This is a genomic window from Pseudonocardia sp. EC080619-01 (assembly GCF_001420995.1).
GTDB lineage: Bacteria > Actinomycetota > Actinomycetes > Mycobacteriales > Pseudonocardiaceae > Pseudonocardia.
Genome location: NZ_CP012184.1, coordinates 835,650 through 857,274, shown reverse-complemented (window position 1 = coordinate 857,274; position 21,625 = coordinate 835,650). Strand labels below are relative to the sequence as shown.

Genomic DNA, 21,625 nt, shown 5'->3' with positions numbered 1-21,625 from the left:
AGTTGCACATCCCCAGGAGGAACCCGATGCGGAAGGCCGGTCGCAAGCTCTCCAAGGCTGCGGAGTCGTTCGTCGAGGCCATCGGCATCATCGGAGGCTGGAACCGCGGCCGTCGCCGGAGCCGGACCCGCCGTTAGGCCGGACGGTCACCACCGGCCGCGCTGGTTGGGGATGCGCGCCGCGAGCAGTGTGACGGCCGCGAGCAGCCCGGCCAGCACCACGATCGCGATCGCCCCCGCCGTGCCCGGTGTGGCGGAGGCGGCGATCGCCGCCGTCGTCGCGGCCACCGCCGCGATCCCGCCGATCTGCCGGAACATGATCCGGAGCCCGGCGACCGCGGTGACGTCGCCCGGGACCAGGTGCATGCCGGCGTTGTTCGCCGCCGGGCCGGTCAGGCCCATGCCGATGCCGAGCACCGTCGCCGCGCCGAGCAGCCAGACCTCGGGTGTGACACCCACGGCCGGTGCCGCGCTGAGCAGCAGCCCGAGCACGATGACGCCCATCCCGCCGAGCAGCAGTGGCCGGTGACCGGTGCGCCGGAGCAGCGCGACCGACACTCCGGACGACGCGATCGTCCCTGCCGCGCGCCCGGTGAGCAGCGCGCCGGCGGCGAACGGCGCGAGCCCGTAGCGCGTCTGCGCGTAGAGCGGGAGCAGCGCCGAGAAGCCGATCACCGCCGCTCCGAAGAGGACGTTGGTGACGTTCATGATCCCGAGCCCGCGCCCGGCGAGGAGCCGCCACGGCACGACAGCGTCCTCCCGGCGCCGCGCGTGCCGGGCGAACGCGTACCCGCCGGCGACGGCGGCGAGCGCCGCGGCCAGCGTCAGCGGCAGCACCGCGGGTGTCCGGCCGAGACCGGACAGCCCGGTGATCGCCACCATCGCGGCGACGAGCGTGACCAGGAGCAGTGCGATCCCGCGGACGTCGACGGCGTCCGGACGGCGGCGCGGCGGGTCCTGCACGGTCAGTGCGGCGACGCCGACCACGACGACCCCCAGGGGCGCGTTCACCAGGAAGATCGCGTGCCAGGACCAGGTGGTCAGGATCAGCCCGCCGACCAGCGGGCCGAGGATCGCGCCGATCGGGAACACGCTGGTGAAGGCGGCGAGCGCGCGGTCGCGGTCGCGACCGTAGTGGTGCGCGACGATCCCGTTCGCGGCCGGCAGCATCACCCCGCCCGCGACGCCCTGCAGGAACCGCAGCCCGATCAGCGGGCCGATCGCCCCGGCGACCGCGCACAGGCCGGAGAGCACGGTGAACGCGGCGACGGAGACGAGGAAGGTGCGCCGGCTGCCGAAGCGGTCGGCGAGCCGCCCGCCGAGCGGCAGGGCGAGGATCTGGCCGACGGCGTAGATGGTGACGATCCAGCCGGTCCAGGCGAGGTCGACGCCGAGGTCGCCGCTGACGGTGGTCAGCGCGGTCGCCACCGCGGTCTGGTCCTGCGAGAACATCAGCAGCGCGACCGAGACCACGGCGAACACGACGTGCCGCCGGGGGTGCGGGGTGTCCCGGTCCCGGCGTGCGGACTCGACGTGCAGGGTCTCGGACACGGTCGGGGCACCTTTCTGCAGCGGTGCCTCCGACATTAGTTGCTTAGGGTCAAACAACTCAAATCGGTTCGACGGCGCAACGACCGGTCCGGGTGCGGACACGGGTGTGCGGCCACCCCCGCCGGGGGCGGCCGCACCCGGCCGGTCTCACATGTTGCGCCGGTACTGCCCGCCCACCTCGAAGAACGCGGTCGTCAGCTGGCCCAGCGAGCACACCCGCGCGGCCTTCATCAGCTCGTCGAACACGTTGCCGTCGCCGGTAGCCACGTCCTGCAGGCGGCGCATCGCCTGCTCGGCCTCGGTGCGGTTGCGGGTCTGGAAGTCCTCCAGCCGGTCCAGCTGGGAGCGCTTCTCGGACTCGGTGGCCCGGGCGAGCTCGATCTCCTGCGGCTCCTCGTCGTCGTCGGAGGGCTTGAGGAAGGTGTTGACGCCGACGATCGGCAGCTCGCCCGAGTGCTTGCGGTGCTCGTAGAGCATCGACTCGTCCTGGATCTTGCCGCGCTGGTAGCCGGTCTCCATCGCCCCCAGCACGCCACCACGCTCGGCGATCGACTCGAACTCGCGCAGCACCGCCTCCTCGACCAGGTCGGTCAGCTCGTCGACGACGAACGAGCCCTGCAGCGGGTTCTCGTTCAGCGACAGCCCCCACTCCTTGCCGATGATCATCTGGATGGCCATCGCGCGGCGCACGGACTCGCCGGTCGGGGTGGTGACCGCCTCGTCGTAGGCGTTGGTGTGCAGCGAGTTCGCGTTGTCGTAGAGCGCGCAGAGCGCCTGGAGCGTGGTCCGGATGTCGTTGAAGTTCATCTCCTGCGCGTGCAGGGACCGACCGGAGGTCTGGACGTGGTACTTGAGCTTCTGCGACCGCTCGTTCGCCCCGTACCGGTCCCGCATCGCGACCGACCAGATCCGCCGGGCGACCCGGCCGAGCACGGTGTACTCGGCGTCCATCCCGTTGGAGAAGAAGAACGACAGGTTCGGCGCGAAGTCGTCGATCGCCATCCCGCGCGACAGGTACGACTCGACGAAGGTGAAGCCGTTCGCGAGGGTGAACGCCAGCTGCGAGATGGGGTTGGCCCCCGCCTCGGCGATGTGGTAACCGGAGATCGAGACCGAGTAGAAGTTCCGCACCTTGTGCGCGATGAACCACTCCTGGATGTCGGCCATCATCCGGAGCGAGAACTCGGTGGAGAAGATGCAGGTGTTCTGGCCCTGGTCCTCCTTGAGGATGTCGGCCTGCACCGTCCCGCGGACGTTCGCCAGCGCGAAGGCGGTCAGCTCCTCGCGCTCGGCGTCGTCGGGCTCGCGGTCGTGCTCGGAGCGGAAGCCGTCGACCTGCTGGTCGATCGCGGCGTTGAGGTAGTAGGCGAGGATCGTCGGCGCCGGGCCGTTGATCGTCATCGACACCGACGTCGTCGGCGAGCAGAGGTCGAAGCCGTCGTAGAGCGCCTTGAGGTCGTCGAGCGTGGCGATCGAGACGCCGGAGGTGCCGACCTTGCCGTAGATGTCGGGCCGGGTGTCCGGGTCGTGCCCGTACAGCGTGACCGAGTCGAACGCGGTCGAGAGCCGCTTCGCGTCCGAGTCGGCGGAGAGCAGCTTGAACCGCCGGTTGGTCCGGAACGGGTCGCCCTCGCCGGCGAACATCCGGGCCGGGTCCTCACCCTCCCGCTTGAACGGGAACACGCCCGCGGTGAAGGGGAAGTGGCCCGGCAGGTTCTCCCGCCGCAGGAAGCGCAGCAGCTCCGCGTCGTCGTCGTAGCGGGGGAGTGCCACCCGGCGGACCTTGTTCCCCGACAGCGTCTCCCGCGTGAGCTTCGTGCGGAACTCCTTGTCCCGCACGGTGTAGACGTACTCGTCGCCGGAGTAGTCCTCGACCCGCGACGGCCACTGCTCCAGCAGCTCCGCGGACTCCGCCGGGACCTCCTTCTCCGCGCGCTGCAGCGCGGTGTCCACGTCGGACCCCCCGACGAGCTCCTTCGCGGTGCGCAGGTGCTGCGCGGTCCGGGCGGCGCGGGCGTGGGTCTCGGTGTCGGAGTGGTAGGTGCGGAGGGTCTCGGCGATCTCGGCGAGGTAGCGCACCCGCTCCGGCGGGATGACGGCCGCGTAGTCGCTGGACGTCTTCGTCTCCACCCGCGGCAGCCTGCCGTCGGCGACGGCCAGGCCGCCCTCGGCGAGCAGGTCGCGCAGGTGCTGGTAGAGCGCGGTGACGCCGTCGTCGTTGAAGGTGGCGGCCGAGGTGCCGTAGACCGGCATGTCCTCCCAGCTCGCGCCGAACTCCTCGCGGTTGCGCACGAGCTGGCGGCCCACGTCGCGACGGGCGTCCTCGGCGCCGCGGCGCTCGAACTTGTTGATCGCGACGACGTCGGCGAAGTCCAGCATGTCGATCTTCTCGAGCTGCGACGCCGCGCCGAACTCCGGCGTCATGACGTAGAGCGAGTGGTCGACGAACGGGACGATGCCCGCGTCGCCCTGGCCGATGCCCGGGGTCTCGACGATCACCAGGTCGAACCCGGCCGCCTTCAGGACCGAGATCGTGTCACCCAGCTTCTCCGGCAGCGAGCCGCCGTCCTGACCGCGGGTCGCCAGCGAGCGGAAGAACACGCTGTCGGGGCCGCCCGCGCCGGCGGGCCCGCGACCGGAGAGCGCGTTCATCCGGATGCGGTCGCCGAGCAGCGCACCGCCGCCCTTGCGCCGGGTCGGGTCGACCGCGAGGACCGCGATCCGCAGCTTGTCCTCCTGGTCGAGCCGGAACCGGCGGACCAGCTCGTCGGTCAGCGAGGACTTGCCGGAACCACCGGTGCCGGTGATGCCGACGACGGGCACGGCGCGTTCCACCGACGCGATCCGCTCCCGCACCTCGTCCGGGAGGCGGCCGGCCTCGGCCAGGGTCAGCGCCCGGGCGAGGGTGGCGGTCTCGCCGGCGAGGACCCCGTCGCCGAAGGCGGAGCTCGCGTAGCCGGCCGTCGACGCCGACGGATCCGTGAGGTCGGTGTCGCACTCGCGGATCATGATGTTGATCATTCCCGGGAGGCCGAGCTTCTGGCCGTCCTCGGGGGAGAAGATCCGGGAGACGCCGCGGGAGTGCAGCAGCTCGATCTCCTCGGGGACGATCACGCCACCGCCCCCGCCGTAGACCCGCACGTGGCCGGCGCCGCGCTCGCGCAGCAGCTCGACCAGGTACGAGAAGTACTCGACGTGGCCGCCCTGGTACGAGGAGATGGCGATGCCCTGGACGTCCTCCTGGATCGCCGCGGTGACGACCTCGTCCACGGATCGGTTGTGGCCCAGGTGGATCACCTCGGCGCCCTGCTTCTGCAGGATGCGCCGCATGATGTTGATGGCGGCGTCGTGCCCGTCGAACAGGCTGGCGGCGGTGACGAACCGGACCGGGTGGGTGGGCACGTGCAGCTCGGGGTCGGCCATGACCCGCTCCTCCCGCCGGGCGGACGGCGACAGGTCCCGGCCGATTTAGTTTGACATCCTAGTATTGGACGTACAAGAAACGGGGCGTGCGTCACACCGTGGAGCAGGCGGGCGGGTGAGCGGTCTCAGGCCGCGTCGGAGTGGGTGCGCCCCGCGTGGACGGGGTTCCCGTCGCCGCCGGGGGAGTCGTCCCCGGCGGCGGAGGTGCCGGGGGTACCGGGGGTCCGGTGCCTGCGGGCGTGCCGGCCGGTGGGCCACACCGCAGGAATCGCGTGGCCGTCGGATCCGGTGCTCCGCTCGTCCGGGTCGTCCGCGGCCTCGGGTGCCGGGCCGGGCAGGACGTCCTCCGCGATGTCGGCGACGATCCGGCGGGCCCGGGCCAGCCGCCGTGCCCGCCACCGCTTGCCCGCGAACCCGCCGACGAGACCGAGCGCCAGGAGGGCGAGACCCGAGCCGACGACGAGCGGCACCGCGAGAGCGGGAAAGGCCGCCGCCAGGATGAAGGCCACCAACGGCCAGTACAGCAGCGCACGCCCCGCTCCCCGTCGCGTCCAGTCGCGATGAGGCGGCATGATCTATCTGTACCCGACCGGCACGATCGTCATGCGCGACTCGCCGGAAAAGTGACTCACTGTTTCGCGAGTGGAGGCCGGATTTCATGCCCTCGACACCGGACCGCAGCGCCGTCGACCCCTACGCGGAGGTCCTGATCGCGGAGAACGACCGGCTCGCCGATCTCCTGGAGACGGCCGATCCGACGGCCGAGGTACCGACCTGCCCCGGCTGGACGCTCCTGCAGCTGCTGCGGCACGTCGGCCGGGGGCACCGCTGGGCGGCGCAGATGGTCGCCTCCGGGGCGACCGAGGGCCTGGACCCGCGCGAGGTCGTCGGCGGGAAGCCGCCCGAGGGCGGGCCGGAGGTCGCCGCGCAGTGGCTGCGGGACGGGGTCGACGAGCTCCTCGACGCCGTCGTCGCCGCCGGGCCGCAGGCCCCGGTCTGGACCTTCACCGGGCCGCGGCCGTCGGCCTGGTGGGTGCGCCGGCGGCTGCACGAGGCGACCGTGCACCGGGCGGACGCGGCGATCGCACTCGGGACCCCGTTCGAGATCGCCCCCGCGCTCGCCGCCGACGGCCTGTCGGAGTGGCTGGACCTGCTCACCGCGCGGCCCGCGGCGGACGAGCCGGCGCTCGCCCCGGGGGCCACGCTGCACCTGCACGCCACCGACGACGGCCTGGGCCCGGCGGGGGAGTGGCTGGTCCGGGCCGAGAGTGGCCGGGTCGTCTGGGAACCCGGCCACGGCAAGGGCGCCGCCGCCGTGCGGGGCACCGCCGCGGACCTCCTGCAGGGCGTCCTGCGCCGCATCCCCGCCGACGACGCCCGGCTCGACGTCCTCGGTGACCGGCAGGTCTGGCAGGACTGGCTGGCCCGCACCGCCTTCTGAGCCGGGCCCGCGGTGGTCAGCTCCCGGCCGGCACGGCCCGGAGGTGGTCGTGCGCCGTGGGTGTCTCGGGCGTGAGGACGCGTTCGGCGGCGGTGTCCAGCACCGACGCCGTCCGGGGCCGCTCGAAGCGGACGGCGGCGCGCCGGCCGTCCAGCTCGAGGGTGGCGATCAGGTTGCCGAACAGCGGGCCCGCCGTGCGTTCCCACGCGACGCCCGCCCGTCCCGTCCCGGTGCCCCGGGTCCACGACGTCGAGAACCGGGCGATCGCCCGCGACCAGGTGACCCGGAACAGCACCCGCATGAACCCGGGGACGATGTTGTGCACCGGCGAGCACGTCAGCTGGTGCACCCGGGTCCCGTCGCGGCCGCGGCCCGGGCGGTCCCCCGGGGTGTCGGTGTGCACGTCGGCCGCGGCGGCGTACGAGTGGTGCACGTCGCCGGACAGCACCGACACCGTCGCCGGGGCCGGGCGGTCGCCGCGCGGGCGGCACGCCTCCCGGATCAGCTCGGCCATCCGCAGGAACGAGTGGCCGAACGCGGGCCAGTGCTCCAGGTCGGCCTCCTGGCGCAGGAACTCCGCGGCCCGGCCGATCCGCCCGGGCCGGTTGCCGCCCTTCTCCACCGCGGCCTGCAGGTCCGAGATGACCTGCGGCAGCAGCCACGGCACCGAGGTGCCGAGCAGCAGGTGGTCGAGCGGCCCGGGCGCGAGCGCCCGGTCGGTGATCCAGTCGAACTCGGCGTCGGAGACCATCTTGCGGGGCGTCGACTCCACGATCCGGCCGTTCCGGGAGTCGATCACGATCAGCCGGGTGTGCCCCAGCTCCCAGCAGAACGAGAAACGCTCCTCCTTGTGCCGGGCGGCCCCCTCCCCGGTCTCGGCGTCCCACCGGTCGGCCCGCTCGGCCAGCAGTGGCCACACGTCGCCGTCGGCGGCCCGCACGGCCTGCCAGTCGGTGTCCGCCTCCAGTTCGGCGGGGGAGAGGTTGCCCAGGTGCTGGTGGACCCAGTACGACGCCAGGCCGGCCCGCACCCGCTCCCGCCACCACGGCTTCTGCGCGATCTGCGCCCGCCAGGTGCCGGAGGTGTTCCAGTCGTCGCGCACGTCGTGGTCATCGAAGATCATCGCGGTGGGGATCGTCGACATCATCCACCGCACCTCCGGGTCCGACCAGGCGTCGCGGTAGAGGCCGGAGTACTCCTCGAAGCTGACGATCTCGTCGTCGGGCCACTCGGGGCGCCGCTCGCCGCGCCCGGCGATGCGCCGACGGCTCTGCGGGGTGAGCTCGTCCGCGTAGACCTGGTCGCCGAGCAGCAGCAGCGCGGTCGGCCACTCCTCGTGGGGACGGGTGGTCATCCGCGTCGCGTAGGCGTCGAGTGCGTCGAGGCCGAAGTGCCGGGCCTGCTTCGGGTCGGCGAGCTTCACGTACCGGCAGGACCCGAAGACGACCCGCTGGCTGCGGGCGGTGGCCGGACCGCGGGTCGCGATCGCGCTGGGCGGGAACGGCGAACCGGGCTGCGGCCAGGCCGTCTCGCCGTCGAGCCGGACCTCGTAGGGCGTGCGCGAGTCCGGCTCCAGCCCGGTGACGACGACGATCGCGTAGTGCAGCCCGGCCACCTCGACGGTGTCCGCCGTGCAGCCCAGCACCTCCACCCGGCAGCGCCGGTCGGTCTGGACCCAGACCAGGGCGGAGGTGTCGTCGACGTGCCGCAGCACCGGGCCGAGGAGGAGCGTCACCCGGTCGAGGGTAGACCTGGCCCGGGACCGTCGCCGGGGGCCGTGCTCAGAGCTCCTCGAGCGCGAGGAGGCCGGCGCCGATCTTGCCGGCGTCACCCTTGTAGGTGGCGGGCACGACCGGCGGGATCGGCCGGACCCCGGGCGGCCCGTAGTGGAACTCCCGCGCCGCCCGCCGGGCCGGACCCAGCAGCAGCTCCCCGGCGTCGACCAGCCCGCCCCCGATCAGGACGACCTCGAACTCGAAGATCGCGTTGATGCTCGCGATCCCGACGCCCAGGGCCCGCCCGAGCCGCTGGAACAGCGACTGCGCGGTCCGGTCGCCCGCCATCGCCGCCATCGTCACGTGCTGCCCGGTCACCTCGCCGCCCGCCTCGCGGGCCAGGCCCGCGATCATCCCGTCGGGATCGTGCGCGGCGGCGCTGCGCCCCATCCGGGTCAGCGCGGTCCCCGAGGCCATCGACTCCAGGCAGCCGTGGTTGCCGCACCCGCACAGCGGGCCCTCCGGGTTGACGTTCATGTGCCCGACCTCGGCGCCCAGGCCGTGCGGCCCGCGGTAGATCTTCCCGCCCAGCACGATCCCGGCACCGACGCCGGTGCCCACGGTCAGCAGCACCATGTCGTCGTTGCGGGTCTCGCCCAGCCGGGCCTCGGCGAGACCGGCGACGTTGCCGTCGTTGTCGACCACGGTGGGCAGCCCGGTCGCCGCCTCCAGGTCCGCCCGCAGGTCCCAGTTCTCGTAGTTGTTGTTGGGCGCCCAGCGGATCCGGCCCACCGGCCACTCCACCGTGCCCGCCGCGCCGACGCCGATCGCGCACACCCCGGCCCCGGCCCCGTCCGCGCGCAGCTCCTCGACCATCCCCCGGAGGAGGTCGTTCATCGTGCTCGCGTCGGACGTGTCCGGGGTGTTGCGCCGCAGTTCGGCGTGGACCGTGCCATCCTCGCCCACGATCGCTCCCGCGACCTTCGTTCCTCCGATGTCGAGCCCGATCGCCCGCCGTCCGTTCGTCACCCCGGCATGATTGCGACACGACCGTCGTGATGCCACACCCGCCCCCGGGTTTGCGGATACGGCGACCGGGGAAAGGTGACCCATGCCAGTCTTGCGACGAGTAGCCCGGCCCATGCTCGCGGCCGTCTTCATCTACGGCGGTGTCAACGCCCTCCGCCAGCCCGAGGGCCACGCGCAGGCCGCCAAGCCGGTTCTCGACCAGGCCTCCCCGGCCATCGACAAGGTCGTCGAGAACGCCCCGCTCGACCGGCGCCCCGAGGCCGAGACCCTGGTCAAGGTCGACGCCGGTGTGAAGATCGCCGCCGGCACGCTGCTGGCCGTCGGCAAGTTCCCCCGCCTCGCCTCCACCGCGCTCGCCGCGACCGTCATCCCGACGACGCTCGCCGGGCACCGCTTCTGGGAGGAGACCGACCAGCAGCGGCGCACGGAGCAGCAGATCCACTTCCTGAAGAACGTCGGGCTGCTGGGCGGCCTGCTCATCGCCGCGTCCGACACGCACGGCAAGCCGTCGAACGCCTACCGGGCGCGGAAGGCGGCCGAGCAGGTGCACGACCGGTTCTCCTCGGCCGACTCCGAGACCGGCTCGCAGCTCGCGGCCGGCCTGGCCGGCGCCGGGTCGTCGATCGCGGCGGCCGCGGCGGGCGGCCGCGAGCGGCTGCACGACGCCGTCGAGGAGTACGGCCCGGTGGTCCGGGACCGCGCGACGGAGTGGAGCGGCAAGGCGTCCGAGCAGGCCGCGCACCTGGGTGAGGTCGCCTCCGAGCGGGCCTCGACCTGGTCCGAGCAGCTCTCGGCCGCCGCCGAGCAGGCGGCGAAGAAGGCCGAGAAGCGGGCGAAGGCGGCCGAGAAGAAGGGCGCCAAGCTCGCGAAGGCCGCCGACAAGCACGGCGCGAAGCTGGAGAAGGCCGTCGACCGCCGCGGTGCGCAGTACCGCAAGGTCGCCGAGCGCACCGGGGACCGGTGGATCCAGGAGGCCGAGCGGCGCCGGGCCCGCTGGGAGAAGCAGGCCCAGAAGGCCGTCGCCCGCGCCGAGAAGCGCGCGCCGGAGTACGCCGACCGGCTCTCCTCGCTCGCGAGCCAGGCCCAGTCGCAGGCCGCGAAGTTCGGCTCCGACCTGGCCGACCGTGCCGCCACCGCCGGTGCCGAGACGGCCAAGCAGGCGAAGAAGAGCGCGAAGGACGCCCGCAAGCGCGCCAAGGCCGCCGCGCGCTGAGCGCGCCCCGTCCTCGCTGATCCGGTCCGGGGGGCCGTGGTCCGGTGCCACCGGACCACGGCCCCCCGTTCGTCCGGGGTGCCGGTCAGACCGGGCGCAGGACCTGCAGCTCGCCGCTCTCCAGTGACTGCACCTCGACCACGACCTGCCCGGACCACGGGGCCGGGCGCAGCGCGTTCGCCAGCCGGGTGAACAGCGCCTGGGTGCGCGCGTTCGTCGCGGCCTGGTCGGCGATGAGGTGCGGCAGCATCCCGCCGGAGCGTTTGCGGACCGTCAGCGGCAGCACCGACAGGCCGGTCGCCAGCCGGTGCAGCCGCCCGACGTCGGCGATCCGCCCGGACAGGTCCGACTCGACCAGCGGGCGCAGCGCCGCGAGCGGCCGGTTCGGGGACCGCAGCAGGTGGTCGGCCGCGGTGAGCAGGATGCGGCGCGCGTCGAGGACGAGCGCCAGGTAGGCGCCGAGCACCGCGCCCGGGAACCGGTCCCAGCCGAGCCTGCCCACCTCGCCGAGCTGCTCGCGCAGGCCGATGCCGCCGGTTCCCGACGGGTCGGCCGCGGCCGCGACGCGCTCCCAGCCGGAGATCCACGCGTGCGTCTGGTGGCGCAGCACGGCCAGGTTCGCGACGGCGGTGTCGAGCCCGGCACCGGAGGTGATCGCCCCGTGCTCGAGCAGCTCCGTCTGCGCGTCGCGCAGCGACTCCTCGGCCGCCCGCAGCCGCGAGTCGAGCCGCAGCGTGCACCCGGGCGCGAGGTCGTCGACGGCGGAGGTCAGCTCGTCGACCACCCGGTGCTGGGTACCGATCGCGGCGATCTCGGCGGCGACCGTGAGCGCGAGCAGGCCGAGCCCGGCGCCCGGTGCCGGGCCGGACGCGGCGTCGCCCACCGGCAGCACGGCCGAGAGCCCGGGGTGGCCGGGGGCGGTCGCGCCGCCCGCGAGCGTGAGCAGCGGCTCGGCCCCGAACGCCTCGGGCAGGGTGAGGCGGAAGGTCAGGCCGCGCTCCGGGCCGCGGGAGCTCCCCGGCCGGGCGAGCCGGCGGGCCAGCTCGCTGGAGGCGGAGAGCGTCGCGCCCCAGGGCCGGTCGGCGTCGGTGGAGCGGGGATCGGCCGGCCGCCAGCTCAGCAGCAGGGCGGGGCCGGGCGGTGTGCCGTTCCGGGCGGGTGCCGGGTTCCCGCCCTGCCCCGTCCCGGCCGCACCGGGCCGCCCGTCGAGCGGGAGCACGACGCCGCGGGGATCGTCCGGGTGACCGAGCATGTCTCTCCAACGACGTCACGGGCCGTGAGGTCACGGGACCTGCCGGCGGGGGCGTACCCATCCTGCCCTGCGTCGTTCCGGTCTCGGCTCTCGCCCCGGAGCGGGAACTACCGGTAGAAATCGGGTGTGGGGACCGCATACGTCATCGGGACGTTCGACACGAAGGCCGCCGAGCTCGGCTTCGTCGCGGGCCTGGTGGCGTCCGCAGGCGTCGCGGTGTGCCGGGTGGACGTGTCCACCTCGGGCTCCGGCCCGGGTGCGGGGGAGCCGGCACCGGACGTCGGTGCGGCCGAGGTCGCCGCGCACCACCCGGGCGGCACCTCCGCGGTGTTCACCGGTGACCGGGGCAGCGCGGTGCAGGCGATGGCGGAGGCGTTGCGCGCCTTCCTCGCCGGCCGGGACGACGTCGGCGGGGTGCTCGGGCTCGGCGGGTCGGGCGGGACCGCGCTGGTCACGCCCGCGATGCGCGACCTCCCGGTCGGTGTGCCGAAGCTGATGGTCTCCACCGTCGCGTCCGGTGACACGGCCCCCTACGTCGGCGCGAGCGACATCGCGATGCTGTACGCGGTCACCGACGTCGCCGGGCTCAACCGGATCTCCCGGCGGGTACTCGGCAACGCGGCCCACATGATCGCCGGTGCCGTGGCGGCCCCGGTCCCGGACGGCGACGCCGGCCTGGCCGCCGTCGGCGTGACCATGTTCGGTGTCACGACGCCGTGCGTGACCGCGGTCCGCGAGCGGCTCGGCGACGAGGTGGACGCCCTGGTCTTCCACGCGACCGGCTCCGGTGGCGCCTCGATGGAGAAGCTCGTCGACGACGGCCTGGTCGACTCGGTGCTCGACCTGACCACCACCGAGGTCGCGGACCTCCTCGTCGGCGGCGTGATGGCCGCGGGGGAGGACCGGCTCGGCGCCGTCGCGCGGACCGGCGTCCCCTGGGTGGGCTCCTGCGGTGCGCTCGACATGGTCAACTTCGGTGCCGTCGCGACCGTGCCGGACCGGTTCGACGGCCGGCTGCTGTACGAGCACAACGCGAACGTGACGCTCATGCGGACCACCGTGGAGGAGAACCGTGGGATCGGGGAGTGGCTGGCGCGCAGGCTGAACGGCTTCACCGGGCCATGGCTGTTCCTGCTCCCGCTCGGCGGGGTGTCCGCACTCGACGCACCCGGCCAGGCGTTCCACGACCCCGCGGCGGACGCGGCGCTGTTCGCCGCGATCGAGTCCGGTGTGGACGAACCGGAGCGGGTCCGGCGGATCCCGCACCACGTCAACGACCCCGAGTTCGCCGACGCGGTGCTGGCCGCGTGGCGGGAGGTGCAGGCATGAGGCGGTCCACCCGCGCCGAGCTGATGGAGCGGTTCACCGGCATGGCGGCCCGCGGCGAGCCGATCGTCGGCGGTGGGGCCGGGACGGGGCTCTCGGCGAAGTGCGAGGAGGCCGGCGGGATCGACCTCATCGTGATCTACAACTCCGGCCGCTACCGGATGGCGGGCCGCGGCTCGCTCGCCGGGCTGCTCGCCTACGGCAACGCGAACGACATCGTCGTCGAGATGGCGGCCGAGGTGCTCCCGGTCGTCGAGCGGACGCCGGTGCTGGCCGGGGTCAACGGCACCGACCCGTTCCTGCTCACCGACCGGTTCCTCGACGAGCTCGCCTCGCTCGGCTTCGCCGGCATCCAGAACTTCCCGACGGTCGGCCTGATCGACGGCGTCTTCCGGGCCAACCTGGAGGAGACCGGGATGGGCTTCGGGCTGGAGGTCGACCTCGTCGCCGCCGCCCGGGCCAAGGAGCTGCTGACCACCCCGTACGTGTTCTCCGCCGACGACGCCCGCGCGATGGCGCGTGCCGGTGCCGACATCGTCGTCTGCCACATGGGGCTGACCACCGGCGGCTCGATCGGCGCGGAGACCGCGAAGAGCCTCGACGATTGCGTCGAGCTGGTCGACGAGTGGGCCGCGGCGGCGCTGGAGGTGCGCGACGACGTGCTCGTCCTCTGCCACGGCGGCCCGATCGCGATGCCCGAGGACGCCGCGTACGTGCTGGCGCGGGCGCAGGTGTGCCACGGCTTCTACGGCGCCTCGTCGATGGAGCGGCTCCCGACCGAGCGGGCGCTCACCGAGCAGACGCGGGCCTTCAAGAACGCCGTGGGGCGGTGATGGCACCGCGGCGGCCGGTCCCGCCACCGGGCGGGGACTGGCGGCGCCGGATGGCGGTCCGCGGCGGGCCGGTGTCGCACACGCTGGCGTCGTACGGCTGGCTGGTGTTCCTGCTGGTCGGTGTGGGAGTCGGCATCGCGCTCGGGGTCACCATCGGGCTGACCGAGGTGCCGGAACCCGGCGATCCGGGCCCGGGCGTGCGGGTCCTCGCCGGCGCGATCGCCGGGATGATCTTCTGCGCGGCGCCGTCGGTGCTGTTCGTCGGGCTCCCGGCGCAGTACCTGGCACGTTCCTACCTGCGCTCCGCGAGCCCCGACGAGCGCCGGGCGATGCAGCTGGCCGCCGAGAACGCCCCCGACGCCCTCCCTGCCGGCCTGGTCGCCGGGTCCCGCTGGGCCCGCGCCTACGAGGGCTGCGTCGGGTCGGTGACCGCCTTCCACGGCATCGTCCGCACCGTGCCGGACGGCCCGGCGAAGGACTGGCTGCACGACATCGGCCGCCGCCTCGACACCGAGCTCGCCGAGGCGCTGCGGACGGCGCGGCTCGGCGAGAGCGTCGAGTCCGGGGCACCGGGCGGGGACGTCGCCCGATCCGTCGGCGCCCGGCTCGAGGTCGCCCGCACCGCCTTCCACGACACGACCGAGCACGCCGCGTCGATCGCGCTGGACCTGCGCGCCGACTCCGGTTTCGAGGACGTCCGCGCCCAGCTCGACCAGCTCACGGCACAGGCCCCACACCTGCGCCGGCAGACCTGACCGCTCCCGAGGAGGAGACCATGCCCCGCCCCTACTCCAGCGCCGTGATCCCGGCGCCGCTGGCCGAGGTCTGGCCGCACGTCCGCGACTTCGGCGCCATCCACCGCTGGCACCCGGCGATCGACTCCGCCGAGCTCACCCGCGGCGCCTCCGGCTCCGACATCGGGGCGCAGCGGCGGCTCGTCCTCGGTGACGGCGGCGTCGTCGTCGAGAACCTGCTGGCGCTCGACGACCGCGGGCACGCGTTGACCTACGAGATCGTCGAGTCGCCGTTCCCGGTGCGCCGCTACGTCTCCACCCTGCGGCTCGCGCCGGTGACGGCGGCCGGTCACACCTTCGCCGAGTGGTGGGTGGAGTTCGACGCCGACGCCGCAGCCGAGGGCGAGCTCGTCGAGCTGTTCGCGAACGGTGTGTTCGGGACCGGGCTGGCGGCCCTGGCGCAGCGCTGGGCCTGACCGCGGGCACCGACGGGCCCGGAGCGGGCACGGGGGCCGGCCCCGTGCCCGCGGGCCGTCAGGCGTGCTCGACGTGCGCGTCCGCGCCCGGGAAGTAGAGCGACTCGCTGCCGTCGCTCCACCGCACCCGGTACCGCACCTGCTCGTCGCCGCCGCCGAGGACCTCCACGACCTCGCCGCGGCGCCGCCCGTGGTCCACGACGGCCGCCTCGACGACGATCCGGTCCCCGACCGATGCCGTGTCGTGCATCGTCGTCACCTCCTTCGGATCGCTCCGTGTGAAGCCGTCCAGCATGCCACCCGGCGACGCCCGTGACATCGGCCGCGCGGGTCACCAGCCGCGCAGGTCGACCGGCCAGGTGTCGAGCACGTCGTCGCCGTCGACGACGTGCATCCGCTCGTGCAGGGCGACGGTCGGGTCGACGTGCGCCGGGTCGATCCGGACCCGGTCACCGGCCCGCGGCGGCGCGTCGAGCGCGAACACGAGGTGCTCGTCGGAGCAGAACCAGACGTTCCCGCCGGGCACCGACGGGTTGCCGTGGTCCATCCCGAACGCCTTGAGCCCGGCGTCGGCGACCGCCCAGCCGGGCATGTCGCCCGCCGGCGCGGTCGTCGAGACCACTGTGGACAGCACGGTCAGCGCCTGGCGGAACGGCAGGCCCGCCGCGGTGTAGGCGGTGTCCATCAGCGCGTACGACCCGGCCTGGATCTCGGTGCAGGCGGTGTTCATCGCGTGCGTGCCGGTACCGCCGCCGGAGACGATCTCGCCGCCGACGTCGGTGTGCGCGGCGAGCAGCAGGTCGGTGCACCCGGCGGTCAGCCGGGCCCGCTCGGCCGCGTCGCCGACCATCTGCAGGTGGCCCTCGTAGCCCATCACACCGCGCACGGTCAGCCCGGCGGCCCGGGCGGCGTCGGCGAGCGCGCCCGCCCGGCCGGGGGCGATCCCGCAGCGCGGCATGCCCACGTTGACGTCGACGAGCACCTCCCGCACCCCGCCGTCGACGGCGGCGCGCAGCGTCGCCTCCGAGTCGATCGCGACCGTCACCCGGGCCCCGGCCTCGACCACGGCGCCGAGCCGGCGGGCGTCGAGCACCTCGTTCGCCAGCAACAGGTCCGTCCCGAGCCCGGCGGCGGCCATCCCCTCGACCTCGCGCACGGTGGCGCAGGTGAAGCCGGCGTGACCGTGGGCGAGCTGCCGCCGGGACAGCTCGGTCGTCTTGTGCGCCTTCACGTGCGGCCGCAGCCGCGGGCCGGGCAGGGCGGCCGCCATGTCGGCGAGGTTCGCCTCCAGGGCGCCCGCGTCGACGACGAGGGCGGGCGTGGTCAGGTCGGTGAGGCGCACGGAACTCCCAGGACCCGGTCGAGGTAGGGGTTGCGGAACCGGCCCTCCGGGTCGAGCCGGTCCCGCAGGGCGACGAACTCCGCGAACCGCGGGTAGCGCGGTCGCAGCTGGGCCGCGGTCCGGGTGTGGATCTTGCCCCAGTGCGGTCTGCCGTCGGCCGCGGACAGCACCGACTCGACGGCGGCGAAGTACGCCTCGTACGGGCGTCCGGCGCGGACGTGGGCGGCCAGGTAGGCGCTGTCCCGGTCGTACGCCGTGGAGAGCGGGACGTCGTCGGCGCCGAGCACCCGGACCTCCACCGGGAACGTGACGTCGCGGGCGTGCCGGGCCGCCGCGGCGCGGAGGCCGGCGAACGCCTCGGGCAGCGCCGCGCGGGGCACGGCGTACTCCATCTCCAGGAAGCGGACCCGGCGTGGGCTGCAGAACACCTCGTGCGAGGGCCCGACGTACTCGGCGGCGGCCATCCGGCCCGCCAGGAACCCGTTCAGCCGGGGGACGAGCGGCGGGGCCAGCTCGCCGGCGCGGCAGGCGAGGGCGAACCCGGCGTTGCCGAGCAGCTCGTCACCGATCCAGGCCGCGGCGCGGCCGCGCCGCGGGCCGGACCGGCCGGTGCGGTCGTTGCACTTCAGCACGGCGACGTCGGTGTGCGGGAACCAGTAGAACTCGACGTGGTCGTGGGCGGCGGCCAGCTCGCCGAGGCCGTCGACGACCTCGGCCAGCGGCCGGACGGACTCGACGGCGTGCAGGTCGAACGCGGGCACCGTCGCGAGCGTGACCTCGGTGATCACGCCGAGGGCGCCCAGGCCGACCGCGGCGAGCGCGAGCTCGGCGCCGTCCGGCCGGTACACGGCACCGTCGGCGGTGACGATCTCCAGCCCGCGGACGCCGGCGGCGATGCCCCGGTACCCGGCCCCGGTGCCGTGGGTGCCGGTGGAGATCGCACCGGCGACCGTCTGCTCCTCGATGTCGCCCAGGTTGGGCAGGGCCCGGCCGCGGCGCCGCAGCCACCGGTTCAGCGCCCGGAGCGTGACCCCGGCGGGGACGTGCACCAGGTCGCCGTCGAGCCGGATCCGGTCCGGGTCGGACGGTGGCCGGACCGCGACGCCGTCGGGCGCCCCGATGCCGGTGAACGAGTGCCCGCTGCCCAGGGCCGTGACCCGCAGGCCGAACAGGGCCGCGGCGCGGACGGCGTCGGCGACCTCGCCGGCGTCGCGGGTGTGGACGGTGCGGGCCGGGCGGCTGCGCTGGTTGCCCGCCCAATTCCGCCAGCCACCCGTCACGGATGCAGCTTCGGCCGGGCGGGCCCGGAGGTCAACAGCGGCGGCTCAGCGGATCGGTCGGTTCGGCGTCTGCCCGGCGACGCCGTGTCGCAGTGGCTGGTTGTACTGCTGCTGGTCGGTGGCCTCGACGGGCGAGCCGCGGTCCGGCGTGCCGGGAACCTCCGGCTGGGCGCCGGCGGGATCGCCCCCGGTCGGCGCCGCGTCGCCGGAGCGCAGGTCGTCGAGCCGGCGCTCGAGCACCATCACGACCTGGATCCGGTTCGCGTGCCCGCGCTCGTACTCGAGGAGCTGGGCGACGCCGTCCGCGTCGAGCGTGCGGATCCGGTTGGCCAGCGCGTTCTCGGGCAGGTTGTCGTAGTCCGGGATCGGGAGCTGATCGGTCATCCCCCGGGGTACCTCACCTGTGGCCGTCGAATCATCTCGCCGGTGGGCGTGTCGTCCGGACGGGGGACGGCTCCGCCGCGGCTACGGTCGGTGCGGCCCGCCCGGCCGTCCGGCCGCCGGCCCACCCGCCGGACGCGCCGCGATGCTCGAACCGACGACCCGGGAGTGCGACGCCGCCGTGAGAACCAGGTGATGGGCCGGACCCACGCCCTGTCCGGGGCCGTCCTCGGCCTCGCCGTGTGCGCGGTCGTGCCGCCGCCGCCCGTGCTGGTCCCGGTCGTCGTGGTGGTGTGCGCGCTCGCGGCGTTCGCACCGGACCTCGACCACCCGTCGAGCACGGCGTCGCGGGCACTGCCGCCGGTGACATGGCTGCTGTGCCGGGCGATCCGGTGGACGTCGAAGGTCCTCACCGGTGTCTCGCACCGCGGCCTCTCGCACTCGCCGGTGTTCGCCGCGGCGGTCGGGCTGCTCGTCTGGTGGGGGACCGGGTTCGTCCTGCCCGGTGACACCGCGGTCTGGACGGGTGCCGCAGCCGGCGCCGGCTGCTGGATCGGGGCGATCGGCGACGAGCTGACGTCGGCCGGGAACCGGTTCGCGTTCTGGCCGCTGGCCCGGATCCGCTGGCCCGACGTGCTGCGGTTCCGCACCGGCGGCCGGGGCGAGCACGTCGTCGTCGGGCTGCTCGCGGTGACGGGGGTCGCGCTGGTCACCGGCTCCTGGGCGTGGTGAACGGGCGCGGCGTGCGGGTTTCGGCGTCGCGCCTGCGGCAATACCTGGTCATGGGGAGGACACGGACACGGCCGGAACGCGAGCGCATCGTCACCGTCCCGCATCTCGCGGGACTCGACGTCCCGAGGGCCCACGACACCGCCCTCGACGGCGGCGTGCTCGCCGTCGAGGAGGGTGTCGCCGGGCACCTGCCGGAGCGGCGGGTGACCGGGCAGCAGCCACCGGGTGGGGAGACCGTCCCGTGGGGCAGCACCGTCCAGGTGTGGACGTCGCCGCCACCGGACCCCGGCGACCCGGGCGGTGGCGGCGGCGATGGCGGTCCGGCCCCGGTAGGTCCCGGTCCCGTGCGGGCCGGACGAGCGGGGTGACGCATCGTCGCGGCGCGAGCGGATAGCCGGCCCGCCTCGTTTCGCACGGGTTCGCGTCCCTCGCACGGGATCGGATCCCGTGCGAACGAACCGATCCCGTGCGAACAGAGCGTCCCCGGCGCGGTCCCGGGTCCCGGAGGGTGGGTCAGGACAGGTGGGGGACCTCGGGGTGGGACTTGTGCGACCAGTCCCCGCCGACCGCGCCCTGTGCGCCCTCGGGCACGCAGTCCTCCGATCCCGCGGTCGTGAGCCGGACGACGACCGACTTCGACGCGGGCTGGTTGCTCTTCAGTGCGGTCGAGTCGAGCGGGACCAGCGGGTTCGTCTCCGGGTAGTAGGCCGCCGCGGTGCCGCGGGGGATCTCGTAGGCGACCAGGCGGAAGTCCCGGGCGCAGCGGACGTGCTCGTCGCCGTCCCACCGCGTCACGAGATCGATGTGGTCGCCGTCGTCGAACCCGAGGGCAGCGATGTCCTCGCGGTGGGCGAAGACCACGCGCCGGCCGCCCTCGATGCCGCGGTAGCGGTCCGACATCCCGTAGATGGTGGTGTTGAACTGGTCGTGGCTGCGCAGGGTCTGCAGCAGGAGGTGGCCCTCGGGGACGTCCAGCACCTCGATCGGCGAGACCGCGAACTCGCCGCGCCCGGACGGGGTCTCGAAGGTGCGGGAGTCCCGGGGCGGGTGCGGCAGGACGAAGCCACCGGGCCTGCGCGCGTTGACCTCGTAGCTCTCGCAGCCGACGACGACACGGGAGATGTGGTCGCGGATCCGGCGGTAGTCCGCACGCATCCCCGCCCAGTCGATCCCGTACCGGTCGCCGAGGGTCGCCTCGGCCATCGAGGTGATGATCGAGACCTCGGACCGCAGGTGCGGGCTCGCCGGCCGCAGCGGCCCGCGGGAGGCGTGGACCGAGCAGGTGGAGTCCTCGACGGTGATGAACTGCTGCCCGGACTCCTGGACGTCGCGTTCGGTGCGCCCGAGCGTGGGCAGGATGAGCGCGGTCCTGCCACCGATCAGGTGCGACCGGTTGAGCTTGGTCGAGATCTGCACGGTGAGCAGGGTGTTCGAGAGCGCGGCGGCGGTGACGTCGGTGTCGGGTGCGGCCTGCAGGAAGTTGCCGCCGAGCCCGACGAACACCTTGACCTTCCCGTCGCGCATCGCACGGATGCTGTCGACGGTGTCGTACCCGTGCTCGCGGGGCGGGTCGAAGCCGAACTCCCGCTGCAGGGAGTCGAGGAAGGTCTTCGGCACGCGCTCCCAGATCCCCATGGTCCGGTCACCCTGGACGTTCGAGTGGCCCCGGACCGGGAACAGCCCCGCGCCCGGCTTCCCGATGTTGCCCTGGGCCAGCGCGAGGTTGACGACCTCCTTGATCGTGGCGACGCCGTTGCGGTGCTGGGTCAACCCCATCGCCCAGCAGAAGACGGTCTTGCGCGAGTCCCGCAGCAGGACGGCCGCCTCCGTGATCTCGTCCCGGGACAAGCCCGTGGAGCGGGTGACGTCGTCCCAGTCGATCCGGGAGACGTGCTCGCGCCACTCCTCGAAGCCCGTCGTGTAGCGCTCGAGGAACGGGTGGTCGAGGGCGTCCCACTCGACGAGCAGGGCGCCGATCGCCTGGAACAGCGCGAGATCGCCGTTGACCCGTACCGGCAGGTGCAGATCGGACAGGTCGGTGCCGCGCCCGACGACGCCCTTCGGGGTCTGCGGGTTCTTGAACCGCAGCAGCCCGGCCTCCCGCAACGGGTTGATCGTCAGGATCCTGGCGCCGTTCTGCTTGGCGTGCTCGAGCTGGGTCAGCATGCGCGGGTGGTTGGTGCCGGGGTTCTGACCGGCGATCACGATGAGGTCCGCGCCGACGAGGTCCGGGAGGGTGACGCTGGCCTTGCCGATCCCGATGGACTCCTGCAACGCGATCGACGTCGACTCGTGGCACATGTTCGAGCAGTCCGGCAGGTTGTTGGTGCCGAACGCCCTGGCGAAGAGCTGGTAGGCGAACGCGGCCTCGTTGGAGGCCCGGCCGGACGTGTACAGGGTCGCCTCGTCCGGCGAGTCCAGGCCGTCGAGCTCGCCCGCGATCAGCCGGAACGCCTCGTCCCAGCCGATCGGTTCGTAGTGCGTGCCGTTCGGTCGCCGCACCATCGGGTGCGTGATCCGGCCCTGCTGGCCGAGCCAGTACTCGGAGCGGGCGTCGAGCTCGGCGATGCTGTGCCGGGCGAAGAACTCGGGCGTCGCCCGGTCCTTCGTGGCCTCCTCCGCGATGGCCTTCGCGCCGTTCTCACAGAACTCGGCGACGGCGCGGTGGCCGGGGTCCGGGTCCGGCCACGCGCAGCTCGTGCAGTCGAACCCCTCGGCCTTGTTCAGGTCCAGGAACGTCCGCGCCGTACGGGCGGGACCCATCCGCTCCAGCGCCCGCTTCATCGACACCGCGACGGCGGTCGGCCCCGCCGCGTGGTCCTCGGGCGGGTGCACCTCGAGATCCGCCTCGCTGACGTCGTGGTCCCGCCGGCTCATCCGGATCCCTCCGGCGTCGAC

19 protein-coding genes are annotated in these 21,625 nt (G+C 74.0%); 8 read left to right on the top strand and 11 right to left on the bottom strand.

The genetic code is table 11. From position 1 onward, the window contains the following. Positions 1-146: 146 nt before the first annotated feature. From AD017_RS03950 to AD017_RS03940, 3 genes are all read right to left on the bottom strand, one after another. Entirely contained in the window at positions 147-1,550 is a 1,404-nt protein-coding gene (locus tag AD017_RS03950; RefSeq protein WP_168170500.1) for an MFS transporter, read from the bottom strand. A 147-nt stretch (positions 1,551-1,697) separates the two neighbouring features. Then, complete coding sequence (gene icmF, locus AD017_RS03945; RefSeq protein WP_060572940.1) at positions 1,698-4,973, bottom strand: fused isobutyryl-CoA mutase/GTPase IcmF; 3,276 nt, start codon at positions 4,971-4,973, stop codon at positions 1,698-1,700. A 125-nt stretch (positions 4,974-5,098) separates the two neighbouring features. Further along, positions 5,099-5,545, bottom strand: a complete 447-nt coding sequence (locus AD017_RS03940) for a hypothetical protein (RefSeq protein ID WP_139323825.1) — start codon at positions 5,543-5,545, stop codon at positions 5,099-5,101. Between the two features lie 86 nt (positions 5,546-5,631). Here AD017_RS03940 and AD017_RS03935 point away from each other — a divergent pair, with 86 nt between their 5' ends. Beyond that, the gene (locus AD017_RS03935) at positions 5,632-6,414 is read left to right on the top strand and encodes a maleylpyruvate isomerase family mycothiol-dependent enzyme (RefSeq protein ID WP_060572938.1); all 783 of its coding nucleotides are present in this window, start codon (positions 5,632-5,634) and stop codon (positions 6,412-6,414) included. Positions 6,415-6,430: 16 nt separating this feature from the next. Here the strand turns inward: AD017_RS03935 and AD017_RS03930 are convergent, their stop codons facing one another. Both AD017_RS03930 and AD017_RS03925 read right to left on the bottom strand, forming a co-directional pair. Next, positions 6,431-8,149 carry an alkaline phosphatase D family protein gene (locus AD017_RS03930; RefSeq protein ID WP_060572937.1) on the bottom strand — a complete coding sequence of 573 codons (1,719 nt, stop codon included), beginning with the start codon at positions 8,147-8,149 and terminating at the stop codon, positions 6,431-6,433. Between the two features lie 46 nt (positions 8,150-8,195). Beyond that, entirely contained in the window at positions 8,196-9,158 is a 963-nt protein-coding gene (locus AD017_RS03925) for an ROK family protein (RefSeq protein WP_010227040.1), read from the bottom strand. Between the two features lie 112 nt (positions 9,159-9,270). Between AD017_RS03925 and AD017_RS03920 the strand changes: the two genes are divergently transcribed. Beyond that, positions 9,271-10,371: a DoxX family protein gene (locus AD017_RS03920; RefSeq protein WP_010227042.1), complete on the top strand. Its 1,101-nt coding sequence runs from the start codon at positions 9,271-9,273 to the stop codon at positions 10,369-10,371. A gap of 85 nt (positions 10,372-10,456) precedes the next feature. Here AD017_RS03920 and AD017_RS03915 read toward each other — a convergent pair whose 3' ends face one another. Beyond that, positions 10,457-11,623, bottom strand: coding sequence for a hypothetical protein (locus AD017_RS03915; RefSeq protein ID WP_060572935.1), 1,167 nt, complete (start codon positions 11,621-11,623; stop codon positions 10,457-10,459). A 126-nt stretch (positions 11,624-11,749) separates the two neighbouring features. Here AD017_RS03915 and AD017_RS03910 point away from each other — a divergent pair, with 126 nt between their 5' ends. From AD017_RS03910 to AD017_RS03895, 4 genes are read left to right on the top strand one after another with little or no spacing between them, the layout of a single operon-like run. Then, positions 11,750-12,952, top strand: coding sequence for a Tm-1-like ATP-binding domain-containing protein (locus AD017_RS03910; RefSeq protein ID WP_060572933.1), 1,203 nt, complete (start codon positions 11,750-11,752; stop codon positions 12,950-12,952). Continuing rightward, complete coding sequence (locus tag AD017_RS03905; RefSeq protein ID WP_060572931.1) at positions 12,949-13,782, top strand: phosphoenolpyruvate hydrolase family protein; 834 nt, start codon at positions 12,949-12,951, stop codon at positions 13,780-13,782. The genes AD017_RS03910 and AD017_RS03905 overlap by 4 nt, the downstream gene beginning before the upstream one ends. Next, positions 13,782-14,537: a hypothetical protein gene (locus AD017_RS03900; RefSeq protein WP_145982651.1), complete on the top strand. Its 756-nt coding sequence runs from the start codon at positions 13,782-13,784 to the stop codon at positions 14,535-14,537. Before AD017_RS03905 ends, AD017_RS03900 begins: the two co-directional genes overlap by 1 nt. A gap of 20 nt (positions 14,538-14,557) precedes the next feature. Further along, complete coding sequence (locus tag AD017_RS03895; protein WP_060572928.1) at positions 14,558-14,992, top strand: SRPBCC family protein; 435 nt, start codon at positions 14,558-14,560, stop codon at positions 14,990-14,992. Between the two features lie 58 nt (positions 14,993-15,050). Here the strand turns inward: AD017_RS03895 and AD017_RS03890 are convergent, their stop codons facing one another. The 4 genes from AD017_RS03890 to AD017_RS03875 form a co-directional block, all read right to left on the bottom strand. Further along, on the bottom strand, positions 15,051-15,242 hold the full coding sequence (locus AD017_RS03890; protein ID WP_060576219.1) for a DUF1918 domain-containing protein: 192 nt from the start codon (positions 15,240-15,242) through the stop codon (positions 15,051-15,053). 81 nt (positions 15,243-15,323) lie between these two features. Then, positions 15,324-16,334: an alanine racemase gene (locus AD017_RS03885; RefSeq protein ID WP_060572926.1), complete on the bottom strand. Its 1,011-nt coding sequence runs from the start codon at positions 16,332-16,334 to the stop codon at positions 15,324-15,326. Beyond that, on the bottom strand, positions 16,316-17,614 hold the full coding sequence (locus tag AD017_RS03880; protein ID WP_060572925.1) for a D-arabinono-1,4-lactone oxidase: 1,299 nt from the start codon (positions 17,612-17,614) through the stop codon (positions 16,316-16,318). Before AD017_RS03880 ends, AD017_RS03885 begins: the two co-directional genes overlap by 19 nt. 45 nt (positions 17,615-17,659) lie before the next feature. Continuing rightward, positions 17,660-17,998: a hypothetical protein gene (locus AD017_RS03875; RefSeq protein WP_010239444.1), complete on the bottom strand. Its 339-nt coding sequence runs from the start codon at positions 17,996-17,998 to the stop codon at positions 17,660-17,662. A gap of 165 nt (positions 17,999-18,163) precedes the next feature. Between AD017_RS03875 and AD017_RS03870 the strand changes: the two genes are divergently transcribed. Next, entirely contained in the window at positions 18,164-18,727 is a 564-nt protein-coding gene (locus tag AD017_RS03870; protein ID WP_010239447.1) for a metal-dependent hydrolase, read from the top strand. Positions 18,728-18,777: 50 nt separating this feature from the next. Further along, on the top strand, positions 18,778-19,095 hold the full coding sequence (locus AD017_RS03865; protein ID WP_060572922.1) for a PASTA domain-containing protein: 318 nt from the start codon (positions 18,778-18,780) through the stop codon (positions 19,093-19,095). A 145-nt stretch (positions 19,096-19,240) separates the two neighbouring features. On the opposite strand, the gene AD017_RS03860 is transcribed toward AD017_RS03865, so the two are convergent. Continuing rightward, on the bottom strand, positions 19,241-21,604 hold the full coding sequence (locus AD017_RS03860) for an FdhF/YdeP family oxidoreductase (RefSeq protein WP_060576218.1): 2,364 nt from the start codon (positions 21,602-21,604) through the stop codon (positions 19,241-19,243). Positions 21,605-21,625 lie beyond the last annotated feature (21 nt).

Coding starts and splice junctions, on each gene's coding strand:
- AD017_RS03860 (WP_060576218.1), bottom strand. CDS start 21,604: ATGAGCCGGCGGGACCACGACGTCAGCGAGGCGGATCTCGAGGTGCAC.
- AD017_RS03905 (WP_060572931.1), top strand. CDS start 12,949: ATGAGGCGGTCCACCCGCGCCGAGCTGATGGAGCGGTTCACCGGCATG.
- AD017_RS03920 (WP_010227042.1), top strand. CDS start 9,271: ATGCTCGCGGCCGTCTTCATCTACGGCGGTGTCAACGCCCTCCGCCAG.
- AD017_RS03935 (WP_060572938.1), top strand. CDS start 5,632: ATGCCCTCGACACCGGACCGCAGCGCCGTCGACCCCTACGCGGAGGTC.
- AD017_RS03900 (WP_145982651.1), top strand. CDS start 13,782: ATGGCACCGCGGCGGCCGGTCCCGCCACCGGGCGGGGACTGGCGGCGC.
- AD017_RS03895 (WP_060572928.1), top strand. CDS start 14,558: ATGCCCCGCCCCTACTCCAGCGCCGTGATCCCGGCGCCGCTGGCCGAG.
- AD017_RS03890 (WP_060576219.1), bottom strand. CDS start 15,242: ATGCACGACACGGCATCGGTCGGGGACCGGATCGTCGTCGAGGCGGCC.
- AD017_RS03865 (WP_060572922.1), top strand. CDS start 18,778: ATGGGGAGGACACGGACACGGCCGGAACGCGAGCGCATCGTCACCGTC.
- AD017_RS03875 (WP_010239444.1), bottom strand. CDS start 17,998: ATGACCGATCAGCTCCCGATCCCGGACTACGACAACCTGCCCGAGAAC.
- icmF (WP_060572940.1), bottom strand. CDS start 4,973: ATGGCCGACCCCGAGCTGCACGTGCCCACCCACCCGGTCCGGTTCGTC.
- AD017_RS03915 (WP_060572935.1), bottom strand. CDS start 11,623: ATGCTCGGTCACCCGGACGATCCCCGCGGCGTCGTGCTCCCGCTCGAC.
- AD017_RS03940 (WP_139323825.1), bottom strand. CDS start 5,545: ATGCCGCCTCATCGCGACTGGACGCGACGGGGAGCGGGGCGTGCGCTG.